At 59.2% G+C, this 14,069-nt stretch carries 13 protein-coding genes and 1 riboswitch; of the genes, 11 read left to right on the plus strand and 2 right to left on the minus strand.

What is annotated here, in order from left to right:
- Window positions 1-273 precede the first annotated feature (273 nt).
- The 5 genes from ugpC to AGR1_RS16880 all read left to right on the plus strand — a co-directional run bounded on the left by ugpC (window position 274) and on the right by AGR1_RS16880 (window position 6,605).
- Window positions 274-1,350 carry a sn-glycerol-3-phosphate ABC transporter ATP-binding protein UgpC gene (gene ugpC, locus AGR1_RS16860; RefSeq protein WP_149147632.1) on the plus strand — a complete coding sequence of 359 codons (1,077 nt, stop codon included), beginning with the start codon at window positions 274-276 and terminating at the stop codon, window positions 1,348-1,350.
- A 52-nt stretch (window positions 1,351-1,402) separates the two neighbouring features.
- The gene (locus AGR1_RS16865) at window positions 1,403-2,653 is read left to right on the plus strand and encodes an ABC transporter substrate-binding protein (RefSeq protein WP_149147633.1); all 1,251 of its coding nucleotides are present in this window, start codon (window positions 1,403-1,405) and stop codon (window positions 2,651-2,653) included.
- Between the two features lie 175 nt (window positions 2,654-2,828).
- Window positions 2,829-3,740 carry a sugar ABC transporter permease gene (locus AGR1_RS16870; protein ID WP_162927651.1) on the plus strand — a complete coding sequence of 304 codons (912 nt, stop codon included), beginning with the start codon at window positions 2,829-2,831 and terminating at the stop codon, window positions 3,738-3,740.
- A 4-nt stretch (window positions 3,741-3,744) separates the two neighbouring features.
- Window positions 3,745-4,599 carry a carbohydrate ABC transporter permease gene (locus AGR1_RS16875; protein WP_080795968.1) on the plus strand — a complete coding sequence of 285 codons (855 nt, stop codon included), beginning with the start codon at window positions 3,745-3,747 and terminating at the stop codon, window positions 4,597-4,599.
- Window positions 4,600-4,610: 11 nt separating this feature from the next.
- Window positions 4,611-6,605, plus strand: coding sequence for an alpha-glucosidase (locus tag AGR1_RS16880; protein ID WP_149147634.1), 1,995 nt, complete (start codon window positions 4,611-4,613; stop codon window positions 6,603-6,605).
- Window positions 6,606-6,630: 25 nt separating this feature from the next.
- On the opposite strand, the gene AGR1_RS16885 is transcribed toward AGR1_RS16880, so the two are convergent.
- Window positions 6,631-7,920: a pilus assembly protein TadG-related protein gene (locus AGR1_RS16885; protein WP_149147635.1), complete on the minus strand. Its 1,290-nt coding sequence runs from the start codon at window positions 7,918-7,920 to the stop codon at window positions 6,631-6,633.
- Between the two features lie 197 nt (window positions 7,921-8,117).
- A riboswitch (TPP riboswitch) is annotated at window positions 8,118-8,220 on the plus strand.
- 125 nt (window positions 8,221-8,345) lie between these two features.
- On the opposite strand from AGR1_RS16885, the gene AGR1_RS16890 reads away from it, so the two are divergent.
- The 5 genes from AGR1_RS16890 to thiD are packed head-to-tail and all read left to right on the plus strand — an operon-like array spanning window position 8,346 to window position 12,258.
- The gene (locus AGR1_RS16890) at window positions 8,346-9,131 is read left to right on the plus strand and encodes an ABC transporter permease (protein WP_149147636.1); all 786 of its coding nucleotides are present in this window, start codon (window positions 8,346-8,348) and stop codon (window positions 9,129-9,131) included.
- Window positions 9,128-10,078: an ABC transporter substrate-binding protein gene (locus AGR1_RS16895; protein WP_162927621.1), complete on the plus strand. Its 951-nt coding sequence runs from the start codon at window positions 9,128-9,130 to the stop codon at window positions 10,076-10,078. The genes AGR1_RS16890 and AGR1_RS16895 overlap by 4 nt, the downstream gene beginning before the upstream one ends.
- Window positions 10,075-10,815, plus strand: coding sequence for a hydroxyethylthiazole kinase (locus AGR1_RS16900; protein ID WP_149147637.1), 741 nt, complete (start codon window positions 10,075-10,077; stop codon window positions 10,813-10,815). The genes AGR1_RS16895 and AGR1_RS16900 overlap by 4 nt, the downstream gene beginning before the upstream one ends.
- The gene (gene thiE / locus AGR1_RS16905) at window positions 10,802-11,464 is read left to right on the plus strand and encodes a thiamine phosphate synthase (RefSeq protein ID WP_149147638.1); all 663 of its coding nucleotides are present in this window, start codon (window positions 10,802-10,804) and stop codon (window positions 11,462-11,464) included. Before AGR1_RS16900 ends, thiE begins: the two co-directional genes overlap by 14 nt.
- The gene (thiD, locus tag AGR1_RS16910) at window positions 11,461-12,258 is read left to right on the plus strand and encodes a bifunctional hydroxymethylpyrimidine kinase/phosphomethylpyrimidine kinase (protein WP_149147639.1); all 798 of its coding nucleotides are present in this window, start codon (window positions 11,461-11,463) and stop codon (window positions 12,256-12,258) included. The genes thiE and thiD overlap by 4 nt, the downstream gene beginning before the upstream one ends.
- 52 nt (window positions 12,259-12,310) lie before the next feature.
- Here thiD and AGR1_RS16915 read toward each other — a convergent pair whose 3' ends face one another.
- Complete coding sequence (locus tag AGR1_RS16915; protein WP_080795956.1) at window positions 12,311-12,769, minus strand: Lrp/AsnC family transcriptional regulator; 459 nt, start codon at window positions 12,767-12,769, stop codon at window positions 12,311-12,313.
- A gap of 127 nt (window positions 12,770-12,896) precedes the next feature.
- On the opposite strand from AGR1_RS16915, the gene alr reads away from it, so the two are divergent.
- Complete coding sequence (gene alr, locus AGR1_RS16920) at window positions 12,897-14,063, plus strand: alanine racemase (RefSeq protein WP_149147640.1); 1,167 nt, start codon at window positions 12,897-12,899, stop codon at window positions 14,061-14,063.
- Window positions 14,064-14,069 lie beyond the last annotated feature (6 nt).

Raw genomic sequence — 14,069 nt, forward strand, 5'->3', positions numbered from 1 at the left:
CAACCTGCCAGCGGACTGCTTTTGCGGTTATATTTCTTTAAATCAATGACTTAATAGTTTTTGATTTCTGTCAGAAATAAAATTGATACACTATTGATTTCCTTTTTTTGAAAGGTAATATCACGTCCTCAGGGAGACAGGCGTTTCGCCATCCCACGATATCGCCAGACAATCGGGATCGATTTTCGACGATGCGATGCGTGGAACTTGAAGGTTGATACCGGCAATGGCGTCCATTCGAATTCTGGACGCGCCGGTCGTGAGGAGGAAAATATGGCTTCGGTCAGCCTGCGCAAGCTGGACAAGAGTTACGGTGCGCTTCGCATCGTCAAGGGCATCGACCTTGAAATCAACGATGGTGAATTCGTCGTGTTCGTCGGCCCCTCCGGCTGCGGTAAATCGACAACGCTGCGCATGGTTGCGGGGCTGGAAAGCATTACCGACGGCGAGGTGAGGATCGGCGACCGCGTCGTCAACCGGCTGCCGCCGCGTGAGCGCGACATCGCCATGGTGTTTCAGGACTATGCGCTTTATCCGCACAAGACGGTGCGCGAGAACATGGGTTTCAGCCTGAAGGTGCGCGGCGTGAGCGCATCGCAGGCCAATGCCAGCATCGATGAGGCGGCGAGGATGCTCGGCATCGAGCACCTTCTCGACCGGCGGCCCGGCCAGCTCTCCGGCGGCCAGCGTCAGCGTGTGGCCATGGGCCGCGCCATCGTGCGCCGTCCGCAGGTCTTCCTGTTCGATGAGCCGCTTTCCAACCTCGACGCCAAACTGCGCGGACAGGTGCGCACGGAAATCAAGCGGCTGCACCAGCAGCTCGGCACCACCATCATCTACGTTACCCACGACCAGGTGGAGGCCATGACGCTGGCAGACCGCATCGTTATCCTGCGCGGTGGCGATATCGAGCAGGTCGGTACACCTGACGAGGTCTATAACCGGCCTGAAAGCGTGTTCGTCGGCGGTTTCGTTGGGGCTCCGGCGATGAACTTCGCCCGCGCAAAGGTGAGCGGCGACCGGTTGGCATTCTCCGACGGCAATACCCTGCCGATGGCCACCCTTCGGCCATCCCGTGAAACAGGCCTCGACGGGCGTGAAGTCATCGTCGGTATTCGCCCGGAACATTTCGGCCCCGTCGAGGGCTTTGACACTCAGCTTACGGTCAAGGTGCAGGTGGTGGAACCGCTCGGCTCGGACACGCTCGTCCATTTCAGCCTCGGCGATGCGGCGCTGACCGCACGCATGCCGCCGCAGCTTCGGCCGACGCCGAATGAGGAACTGCGGATCGGCGTCGATCCATCCAAGGTCCATCTTTTCGACGCGACAACGGAACGCTCGATTCACTGATTGCCGGGCGAAGAGACGCTGCGGCCAACAGGTTTAATAATGGGAGGAACACATGACATTTAAAACCATCAGGGGCAAAGCCCTCATGGGTGCAGCGCTCTGCGCGACCATGCTCACCTTTTCGGGACAGGCCTTCGCCGATGCCGAACTGAAAATTTTCGTTTCCAGCCAGCATCAGCCGGATGTCTGGCGCAAGGCGCTCGATCAATATGAAGCGAAGACGCCCGGCGTGAAAGTGGTCATCGAGACCGGCGGCAACACCTCGGAAATGCAGGCGCAATATCTCAATACCGTCATGTCGGCCAAGGATTCGAGCCTTGACGTGCTGATGCTCGACGTCATCCGCCCCGCGCAGTTCGCCACCGCTGGCTGGACCAGCGATTTCTCAGGCAAGGACATGTCGGCCTATCTGCCGACCTACGCCGAAGCAAATACCGTAGACGGCAAAATCGTGGCGCTGCCCGCTTTTGCCGACTCCATGTTCCTCTATTACCGCAAAGACCTGCTCGACAAATACGGCATCAAGCCGCCGACCACCTGGGACGAGCTGAAGGAAGCCTCCAAGAAGGTCATGGAAGGTGAAAAGAATCCCGAACTTCAGGGCCTGTCCTTCCAGGGTAAAGCGATCGAAGGCGCGGTCTGCACCTTCCTCCTGCCCTATTGGAGCGAGGGCAAATCTCTGGTTGAAAATGGCAAGCTGAATTTCGACAACAAGGCAGCCGTGGATTCGCTGAAGCTGTGGAAGAGCTTTGTCGATGAAGGCATTTCCAAGAAGAATATTTCGGAAGTGGCGACCGACGACACCCGCAAGGAATTCCAGGCCGGTAAGGTTCTCTTCGCCGTTAACTGGTCCTACGCCTGGACCCATTTCCAGGGCAAGGAATCACAGGTGAACGACAAGGTCGGCGTCGCCCGGCTGCCAGCCGTCAAGGGTGGCGAGCAGACGACCTGCCTCGGCGGTTGGGAATTCGGCGTTTCCGCCTATTCCAAGCAGCAGGAGGAAGCCAAGAAGCTGGTGGAATATCTCTCCGGTCAGGATGTGTCGAAGTTTATGGCCATCAATGCCGCCCTCCTGCCCACCTATGCCGCACTTTACAAGGATGCGGACGTGACCAAGACGATCCCCTGGTTCGCTGACGCCCTGCCCGTCGTTGAAACAGCAAAGGCCCGCCCCGTGACGCCGCGTTATAACGAGGTCAGCGAGACGATCCGCACCACGGTCAATGGCGTGCTTGCGGGAGTGATGACGCCGGAGGACGGCGCAAAGCAGATGGAAAGCCGTCTGCGGCGCGTTCTGCGCTAAGCTTCAAGGCCGGAAAGCGGCATGGCTGCCATGCCCTTTCCGGCTGCTTCGACGGACAGAAATAAACGCGCCCTAGCGGCGCGATAAACGGGCCGGATTAGAACCGGTCCGATCGGGAGACGACGACGTGAATCCAGTTGCGGGAGTGGCAGACGTGACAATGCCGGAAAGAACCATGGTCCGGGTGGACGAAAAGCAGCTGCCGCGCTGGACGCGGTGGCTCGACCTCGGCGACCGGTCGCTGGCCGTGCTTCTCCTGGCGCCAGCGGCGATCCTGCTGTCGCTCATCATTGTCTATCCGGTGGCGCGGCTCGTCTATACGAGTTTCTTCAGCCTGTCGCTGACCTCGGGCCTGCCGGCGGAATTCATCGGCTTTGAAAACTACACCGCCATGTTCGATGATCCGATTTTCTGGGAAACGACCTGGAATACGGTTCTGATCACGCTGATCACCGTGCCGGGCGCGCTGTTCATGGGCCTTGCTCTCGCACTGCTTGCCAACCTGCCTTTTTCCATGCAGTGGCCGATGCGGCTTTCGCTTCTCATTCCCTGGGCGCTGCCGCTCTCCTTTGCAGGTCTCATCTTCGCGTGGTTCTTCCATTATGAATATGGCGTGGTCAATGACGTGCTGAACCGGTTGGGCTTCGAAGGCATCATCTGGTTCAACTCACCGAACTGGGCCTTTGCGGCCATCTGCCTGACGATCATCTGGAAGACGTCTTCCTTCATGGCGCTGATGATCCTCGCCGGCCTTCAGACCATTCCGCGCTCGCTCTATGAAGCGGCTGATGTGGATGGCGCCGGCAAAATCCGTCAGTTCTTCGAAATCACCCTGCCGCTTTTGAAGCCGTCGATCGTCGTCGCGCTCATCTTCCGCACGATCACGGCGCTGCAGACCTTTGATATTCCTTACATGATGACCGGCGGCGGCCCCGGCACATCCACCACGACGCTTGCCATGTACATCCACCAGAACACCGTTTCCTTCCTCGATCTCGGTTACGGTTCGGCGCTCGCTGTCATGATGTTTGCGCTTTCCATGTGCGTTACCGCCGTTTACCTCCGCATCATCAGGACGAAGGACTGATCCTATGAGCATCGTTGCGACCTCTGGTTTTTCTTCGTTCTTTTCCGGCAAGCCGCTGCGCTTCATCGCAGCCTCCATCCTGCTGGTGAACGGCCTGTTTCCTGCCATCTGGATCCTCTTCACCTCGTTGAAGACGGAAGCGGAGTTGACGGTCAAGCCGATCACCTGGTTCCCGCATGCGCCAACGCTTGCCAATTACATGCAGGCCTTTTCTGATCAGCCGCTGCATCTCTTCCTCTTCAACAGCTTCATGGTGGCGTTGCTTTCCACCGCACTCACCATCCTGATTTCAGTGCTGGCCGCGTATGCCCTGGCGCGGCTGAACCTCAAATACCGAGCGCTGATCCTCTCACTCATCATCGCCGTTTCCACCTTCCCGCTGGTGACGCTCCTGGTGCCGCTGTTCGAAATCATGCGGGCGCTGAACCTGCTCAATAGCTGGACGGCGCTGATCCTGCCCTACACCGTGCTTTCGCTGCCGGTCTGCACGCTGATGCTCGTCTCGTTCTTCGAGAGCATTCCGCGCGATCTCGAAAACGCCGCCATGATCGATGGCTGCACCCGCATCGGCGCGCTCTTCAAGGTCGTCGTGCCGCTCTGCGCACCGGGCGTTTTCACCGCCGGCATCCTCGCCTTCGTCAATGCCTGGGATGAGTTCCTCCTGGCGCTGTCCTTCAATTCCAATCCGGCGCTCCGCACGCTTCCCGTCGGCATCCAGCTGTATCAGGGTGAATTCGCTTTCCCCTGGCCGGTCATTTCGGCAGCGCTGGTGGTCGGCATCGTGCCTGTCGCGATCCTGATCGTTATCTTCCAGGAACGGGTCGTCTCGGGTCTCACCGCCGGTGGTCTCAAGGGCTAAAAGGTAAAGTCATGCATTTCGAAACGACCAAAGACGGCTTTGCGCTTACGATCGGCAACCGCACCATACTTTCCCATTCTGCCGATAACCCGGCCTTCTTCGCCGGTTTCGGCAAGGAGCGAATGGATATGTATCGCGGCAATTTCGATATCGAAGACTATGTCATCGAGCGGATCGCGCTGCGCCACGCCGAGGTGAGCGGCGATACCGCAACGCTCTCGTCCGCGCCGGGACAATCACCGCGCCTTCACCTGACACTTGACGGCAACGCCATCCGCCTGACCGCACTGGATGATACCATCAACCGCCTTTGGCTGCGCGTCGTTGCGGAAGCGGACGAGCATGTCTGGGGCGGCGGCGAGCAGATGTCCTATTTCGACATGCGCGGGCGGCGTTTCCCGCTCTGGACCTCCGAGCCGGGGGTCGGCCGCGACAAGACCACCGAGATCACTTTCAAGTCCGATGTCAGCGGCAAGGCGGGTGGCGATTATTACAATACCAACTACCCGCAGCCGACTTACCTATCGTCGCACAAATACGCTCTGCACGTGGAGACAAGCGCCTATTCGGTGTTCGATTTCCGCAACGACGATTTCCATGAGATCGAAATCTGGGCCATCCCAGAAAAGATCGAATTCTTCGCCGGCGATCATTTTACCGATATCGTGTCCGCGCTTTCACTGCGGTTCGGCCGCCAGCCGGAACTGCCGGAATGGATTTATGGCGGCGCGATAATTGGGTTAAAGGACGGCGTCAACTCATTCACAAGACTGGAGAAAATACGCGCGGCCGGAACGAAAGTATCAGGCCTGTGGTGCGAAGACTGGGTGGGTCTGCGCCAGACATCCTTCGGCGCCCGCCTGTTCTGGGACTGGCAGGCGAATGATACGCGTTATCCACATCTGCGCCAGAAGATCGCCGAACTCTCCGATCAGGGCGTCCGCTTCCTGGGTTACGTGAACCCCTATCTTTGCGTCGACGGCCCGCTTTTCCCGGTCGCCGAAAAAGCCGGCTATTTCGCAACCGACGCCGATGGCAAAACGGCGCTGGTGGATTTCGGCGAGTTCGATTGCGGCGTGGTCGATTTCACCAATCCGGCCGCCGCTGACTGGTTCGCCGAAGAGATCATCGGCAAAAACATGCTCGATTTCGGCCTCTCCGGCTGGATGGCCGATTTCGGCGAATATCTGCCGATCGATATCACGCTTTCCAACGGCGTCGACGCCAAGTTGATGCACAATGCCTGGCCGACGCTCTGGGCCGAGGTCAACGCGAAAGGCGTCGAAAGTCGCGGCAAGACCGGCGAAGCGCTGTTCTTCATGCGGGCCGGTTTCACCGGCGTGCAGGCCCATTGTCCGCTTATCTGGGGCGGCGACCAGTCGGTCGACTTTTCCCGTCATGATGGACTTGTCACCGTCATTTGCGGCGCGCTTTCCTCGGGCCTCATGGGCAATGCCTATCACCATTCCGACATCGGCGGTTACACCAGCCTGTTCGGCAATGTCCGCACGGCGGAACTCATCATGCGCTGGACGGAGATGGCCGCCTTCACGCCGGTCATGCGCACCCATGAGGGCAACCGGCCGCGCGACAATCTCCAGATCGATCAGGATGAGGCGGTTCTTGCCCATTTCGCGCGCATGACATCCATCTATGTCGCGCTGGCCCCCTATCTGAAATCGCTCTCCGCGGAAGCGGCAAGAACAGGCCTGCCGGTGCAACGTCCGCTCTTCCTGCATTACGAAAATGATCGCCAGACCTTTGCGATTCAGGACTGCTATCTCTACGGGCCGGACATACTTGTCGCACCTGTGTGGAAAGCGGGTGAAACGCAACGCTCGCTCTATCTTCCGGGCGACGGTGAATGGGTACACCTGTGGAGCGGTGCGCATTATCCCGGCGGACACAACGTCACCGTGGCGGCGCCGCTCGGCGAACCAGCGGTGTTCTATCGTGCAGATAGTAGCCATCGTCCGCTGTTTGAGCAGCTTCGCACAATCAACTGAACGATAGCCGAGGTCGTCCCTGTCATCACCCCGTCAGACGGGGTGATGTGATGGCCTTCTTGAAAAGCGCGGTCATCGCATCGCTGATGCCCTGCGACGGGCTGACTTCGAAAAACAGGCCCGGAGAGGCGCATTGCTGCATGCGTGCGCCGATTTCCGGCTGAAAGGGCTCGATCCAACTATTATACCAGTCATTGGTCGGCAGCGGCAGATAGGTGGTGTAGAGCACGGCGATCCGGAAACCCTTTTCCTTCAGCTTCGTGCAATATTTGAGATCGATCGGCTCCTGACAGCGGCCGCTGGTCGTCTTTTTGGTGCAGCTGGATGGCTTGTAGCTATCACCGACACCGTCTGAAACGAAGAAGATAATCTTCTCGGGGCTGGCCGAACTCGCCCCGGTTCCAGAATTGCCGATCTTGTCGCCGATCTGAGTGAGTGCCCGGTCGAAATCCGTCTGCTGGTCGTTGTTAAATCCCTGCTTCGGGATCGACATCAGGTCGACTTCACCAGCTTTCTTCTTCGCGGCCGCCAGATCCGACGTCAAGGGAACGACTTCGAGCAGCTTCGTATCCTCGGCTTTCTCTCCGAAAGTGTAGACCGCCATGCGATATTTATTGCTGCTTTTGCGGGTGGACTTTGCCGTGTCCATAAGGCTGGCCGTCGCCTGCGCCACCACATTGATGCGCGTCGTGACCCCGAGGCTTTTGGCCTTGTAATAATAACTGTTCTTGTCCACCACCCCGTCTTTCACGATGTGACAGGCGAAAGCACATTTGTCGCTCGTATTCGCAACCATGGTGGCAACGTCGGTTGGCGTGGCGCCGACGCCCATCGAGGGGGTATTATCAAGAAGCACATAGAAGTCGCTGAATGTTTCCGTCTCGTATTTGGCCGTCGCCTTGCCCGAAACGGTAATGAGATCCTCCCCGAGTATCCGTGAAAGCGTCGTGTCGATGGCAGCCTTGAAGCTGACCGAGGACTCGATGGCGTTACCGTGCTTGGTCACCGACACGTCAAGAGACAGAAGCTTGTAATCGGGATTGGCCCGCTCATTGCTTTCAAAGAACGCCGAGGCGTCATCAGCGCCGAGCGAAATAACACCATCGCCCGACATTTCCTTCGCCTTTTGAACACTCGACGACGTGTCGGCAACCACTGCAAGGGCTGCAGCATCCGCTGCGATCTGCAGGTCCGATTTGACGGCCATGCCATGCGTCACATCGAGTGCTACGCCAGCGGCTCCAATCAACGGCACCATCAACAGGGCGCTAAGAATGCCGAAATTTCCCGATTTATCCTGCCAGATGCCCTTCAAATTCGCCCCCGGAAACTTTACCCGGAGCGAAAGTTAGCCGAATAATATTGAAACGCAGTTTCAAGAGATAACTAATTTTCGATAAATCTAATTTCCTAAATAACTAATACGTCCATGGAATACGGGGGCTCGTGATCGAGCCTCACCACGCATTGTCGGCGGGACGTTGACATTTATGAAACTTGACCTACAAAACAAACTCTTCCGAGGGGAGCACTGCACGGTGCTGAGATGGCGATGAGCCGGACCCTTGAACCTGATCCGGGTCATGCCGGCGTAGGAACGGAACTGTCGCGCCCGAGAGGCGCGGCCCTTTCTCTTCTCCGCTTTGCCTGATCTCCGAGATTGTCACATCTGGAGACGAATGATGATGCTGAAACCTTCCGCCCTTCGCACACGGTGCGTCTGCGTCTGAGGTCCGGCTCATGCGTGCCACCCATGCGCTGAACGGAGTCGGTCTTCTGCTGGTTTTCTGGCAGGCGGGGACGTGGCTGTTTTCACCGCCCCGCTATATCCTGCCATCGCCCGCCGATGTCGCTGGCGCGTTCTGGCGTCAGCCGGGCTTCCTGTTCGGGCAGGCACTGGTAACGCTTGGCGAAATGGCGCTCGGGCTTGCGGCGGGCATCGCTGGCGGCATTGTCGTCGCCTTCACGATTGCCGCCATCCCGCGCCTCGGTCGTCTCGTCTGGCCCATGGTTCTGGTGTTGCAAGCCTTTCCGGTCTTCGTGCTCGCCCCCATCCTCGTCCTCTGGTTTGGTTTCGGCATGGCTTCGAAAGTGGTCATGACGGCTATCATCATATTCTTCCCCGTCGCCTCCGCTTTGACGGATGGCCTCAACCGCACCGATCGCGCCATCCTCGACGCCGCCTCGCTGACGGAGGCGAGCCACTGGCAGATCCTTACCCGGTTGCGTGCGCCGCTGGCGTTGCCCTCGCTGATTTCAGGCCTGAGGGTCGCCGCGCCGCTTGCCCCGCTCGGCGCCGTCATCGGCGAATGGGTGGGCGCATCGGCCGGGCTCGGGTTTGTGATGATCCAGTCCAATGCCCGCATGCAGACCGACACCATGTTCGCCGCCATGGCCATTCTCGCCGTCATGGCGGTGTTGCTGCGGCTTGTCGTCGACTTATCGACAGCCAATCTGGCTCCCTGGGCCAAGGAAACAGAACACACCATTTCTTTCAGTTACTTGCGGAGACTTTCGACACCATGAAACGAACTCTTCTTTCCCTCGTCGTCGCGGCGGCAAGCGTATTAGCACCAATGCAATCTGAGGCGGCCGACAAGCTCACCGTATTGCTCGAATGGTTCGTGAATCCGGATCATGCGCCGATGGTCATCGCCAGGGAACGCGGCCTGTTTGCCGATGCCGGGCTGGAGGTGGAACTGGTTCCCCCCGCAGACCCCTCCGCCGTTCCGCGTCTTGTCTCGGCCAAACAGGCCGATATCGGCGTGCATTACCAGCCGAACCTCTATCTCGATCACGACGCCGGCCTGCCGCTCGTGCGTTTCGGTACGCTGGTCGAAACACCCCTCAACACTGTCACCGTTTTGGCCGATGGTCCGATCAAGAGCCTGAAGGACCTGAAAGGCAAGAAGGTCGGCTTTTCCGTTTCCGGCTTTGAAGATGCCATGCTGAAGCGCATGCTGGAAAAGGACGGGCTGACGAAGGATGATGTTGAACTCATCAACGTCAACTTCTCGCTTTCGCCGTCGCTGATCGCCGGCAAGGTGGATGCCACGCTGGGTGGCTTCCGCAATTTCGAGCTGACGCAGATGAAGCTAGAGGGACATGAAGGCCGCTCCTTCTTCCCGGAGGAACATGGCGTGCCGGCCTATGACGAACTGATCTTCGTCACCCATCGCGATCTCGTAAAAGACGGGCGCCTGCCGCGTTTCCTCTCCGCGGTAGAACAGGCAGCGATCTTCATCACCAACCATCCGCAGGAAGCCTGGCAGCTTTTCATCAAGGCCTATCCGAACCTTGATGACGCGCTGAACAAGCAGGCCTTCTTCGATACGCTGCCGCGTTTCGCCAAGCGCCCGGCCGCACTCGACCGCACCCGTTATGCCCGTTTCGGCGCTTTCATGCAGGAGATGCAACTGATCAAGCAGGCGCCGGCGGCGGACGACATTGCCGTGGAACTGCAACAGCCATGACCACGACTTATCCAACAGCAGCAAAGGCCGCCGACATACTGGAGCGCGTGCGCAACACGCGCCCGCGCGTGCATTGCCTGATGAACACCGTGGTGCAAAAATTCACCGCAGACGGCATCACCGTCGTCGGCGGCATTCCTTCCATGACCACCTCGCTCGAGGAAATTGAGAGCTTCGTGGCCAAGGCGGATGCGCTTACCGTCAATCTCGGCACGCTGGATGCCGAACGGCGCAAGGTCATCCGGCTGGCGATCGAGATCGCCAATGCATCGGGCAAGCCGTGGATCGTCGACCCTGTGCATTGCGACTACTCGCCATCGCGGCTGGAGTTCGCACGCGAACTCATCGCACTTTCCCCGACCATCGTGCGTGGCAATCACGCCGAAATGAGCCTGATCGGCGATGTGCCAGATGTGGTGAGGATCGAGACCGGGCCTGTGGATCACCTCAGCGACACAACCCGCAGCGTCAGGATCGTCAACGGCCATCCATGGATGGCGAAAGTGACTGGCACTGGTTGCCTGTCGGGCGGCGTCATCGCCGCCTTCATGGCGGTGGAAAAAGACGCATTAACGGCGGCTGCCTCCGCCCTCGCCGTCACCGGCGTTTCCGCCGAACTCGCGGCAAAATACGCCAGAGGCCCCGGCACATTCGAACCGGCATTTCTGGATGCGCTTTCCGAAATTTCCGGTGAGGACATCATCAATCACGCGAGGATAGAGCATGAACAAGGTTGATTACCGCCTCAACGCGCTGGTCGACGCAAGCCTTGGCGATGTCGCGCCGCTGCCGGAGCTTGCTCTGGCCGCCGCACTCAATGGCGCGACCATTCTGCAATATCGCGACAAGCATGGCTCGACGCGGGAGATGATCGAAAACGCCCGCGCCATTCATGAGGCCATCGCCGGCACCGGTGTTCCGCTCGTCATCAACGACCGTGTGGATGTGGCGCTCGCTTCTGGCGCGGACGGGGTGCATCTCGGTGCCGACGACATGGATGCGAAGACCGCAAGGCGCATTCTCGGCGAAAAGGCTATCATCGGCCTTACCGTCAAGAATCGCACCGATGCCGAACGGGCAGCCTCAATGCCCGTCGATTATGCCTGTATCGGCGGCGTGTTCGAAACCGTTTCCAAGGTCAATCCGGACAAGCCGGTCGGCATCGACGGTTTTTTGACGCTGCGCGCCCTTTTGAAGGAATGGCGACCGGATATGCCGGTGGGCGCCATCGCCGGCATCGATCTTTCGCGTGTGCCGTCCGTGATCGAGGCGGGCGCAGATGGTGTCGCGGTCATTTCCGCCATTTTCCGCGCGGCCGATATTGCCAGCGCCACCAAGGACTTCCGCGCCGCAATTGACGCCACGCTGAAAGCGAGACAGCCATGACAGCCATTGCATTGACCATTGCCGGCTCTGACAGCGGCGGCGGCGCGGGTATTCAGGCGGACATCAAGACCTTCTCCGCGCTCGGCGTCTATGCCGCCAGCGTCATCACCGCCATCACCGCCCAGAACACCAAAGGCGTGACGGCGGTCGAGGATGTTTCGGTCGCCACCATTATCGCGCAGATGGATGCGGTATTCCCCGATCTTGCCGTCAATGCGGTGAAGATCGGCATGGTATCGCGGATCGAAACCATCGCCGCCATCGCCGAACGGCTCCGGCGGCAATCACAGCCAGTGGTGCTGGACCCAGTCATGGTAGCGACCTCCGGTGACCGGCTGCTGCATGAGGATGCCATCGAGACATTGCGGCGCGAGCTTTTGCCGCTCGCCGCCGTCGTCACGCCGAACCTGCCGGAAGCGGCGTTGCTGACCGGCACGCCGATGGCCACCACGGAGAAGGAGATCACCCGTCAGGCCGAGGCGATCCTGAAAGCGGGTGCGAAAGCCGCTCTCATCAAGGGCGGCCATGGTGGGGGGCCGCAGAGCACGGATTATCTGTTTGCGGATGGCGCCATGCAGGCGCTTTCCGCGCCGAGGGTGGGAACGAAGAACGACCACGGCACCGGCTGCACGCTGGCGGCGGCGATTACGGCTCATCTTGCAAAGGGATATGAGTTAAGGGAGGCGGTTGAGCTTTCGAAGGACTATCTGAATGGGGCGCTCGATGCCGGGCGGGGGCTTGCCGTTGGACATGGGCGGGGGCCGGTGCATCATTTTTATCGGTGGTGGGGGTAGTGACGCGAGGACAGAGGGGGTGGCCGCATATTCTGCCGCTCGTAAAATGCGACTACCGCGCCTTCGGCGTCGCCAACACATTCCGGATCGCAAAACTCGAATGAATGCGCGAAACCCCAGGCAATTTCGACAGAATCTCCTTGTGAATCCGCTCGAAATCCCCCGCACTTTCCGCCTCGCAGCGCAGGAAATAATCCGAACCGCCCGTCATCAGATAACATTCGCGGATTTCCGGATATCGCCGCACCGCATTTTCGAAACGGTTGAGAAAATCCTCCGTTTGCCGATCCAACGTGATCTGCACGATGACCGAAATCACCTCGCCGCCGGCAAGGCCGCTGGTCAGCGCCGTATAGCCCCGGATGATGCCTTCCCGCTCGAGAATATCGACCCGGCGAAGGCAGGCGGATGCCGAAAGTCCGACCTCTGCAGCAAGCTTGGCATTGCTGATGCGGGCGTTGAGCCGAAGCAGACGGATGATATGGCGGTCAGTCGCATCGAGGGCCGACATAGGATATTCCAATAATAAGAGTAAAATTGCTCTACTATGTAATTTATCGCATATTCTTCGAATAATTGCCAAGAAATTCGACAATCGTTGCAATACCCTCATGGGATAAAAATGAGGGTGAACGACCATGGACATGCAGATCAGCCGCCAGCAGGCCGCCGGTGGTGCAAGCGGCCATTTGACCATCGATCTCGGCGCAGTGCGCGATAATTATCTGGCGCTTGCGGCGATGGCGCCAGCATCGCAGACGGCAGCGGTCGTCAAGGCCGATGCATACGGTCTCGGTGCGGATATCGTCTCGCAGGTTCTGTTCGAGGCGGGTTGCCGCAATTTCTTCGTCGCCCATATCGATGAAGCACTGGCGCTCAGGCTCCGACTTTCGGCAGAAGCGCGGATTTTTGTTCTTAATGGTCTTCAGCCCGGCAATGAGACCTCCTGTGCCGCTATGGCCGTTACTCCCGTTCTGAACTCGCTGGAGCAGATCGCCCAATGGTCGGCCCACACCAAGAAGCTCGGCAGAAGGCTTGCCGCCGCCGTGCAGATCGATACGGGCATGTGCCGTCTCGGCCTTTCCCCCGAAGAGCTTGAAGTCCTCGCCTCACAGCCACATTTGCTTGATGGTATCGACATCGCCTTCGTCATGAGCCACCTCGCCTGCGCCGATGAACCGGACCATGCCTCCAATGCCACGCAGCTTTCAGTGATGCGCAAAGGCGCCATTGCGTTCCCTGATGTACCGATCTGCTTTTCCAATTCCGGCGGCATCTTTCTAGGCAGTGATTACCACAACCACCTGCTGCGCCCCGGCATCGCGCTTTATGGCGGCGCCCCCTCTGTTACCCGTCCCAATCCGATGAAGCCGGTCGTTCGTCTCGACCTCGCCGTGATCCAGACCCGCACGGTTCCCACAGGTTCGCTGGTCGGTTACGGCGGTTCCTTCGAAGCGGCCGGTCCGACACGCCTGGCAACCATCGCCGCGGGTTACGCTGACGGCCTGCCGCGCTCGCTCAGCAATCGTGGCGCAGCGTGGTATAACGGCGTGCGACTGCCGATTGCGGGTCGCGTTTCGATGGACAGCATCATTCTCGACATATCCGCCCTGCCCGAAGACACATTGACGCAAGGCAGTCTCGTGCAGATGATCGGGCCAGACCAGACGCTGGAAGACATCGCCAACGATGCGGGCACGATCGCCTATGAAATCCTGACCGGGCTCGGACGCCGTTACCGCCGCACCTATATTCAGCCGGGCGAAAGCCCGGCAATCGCTTCAACATCTGTCAGCCATAAGTGAGACGAT

The organism is Agrobacterium sp. B1(2019) (genome assembly GCF_008274755.1).
GTDB classification, from domain to species: domain Bacteria; phylum Pseudomonadota; class Alphaproteobacteria; order Rhizobiales; family Rhizobiaceae; genus Agrobacterium; species Agrobacterium salinitolerans.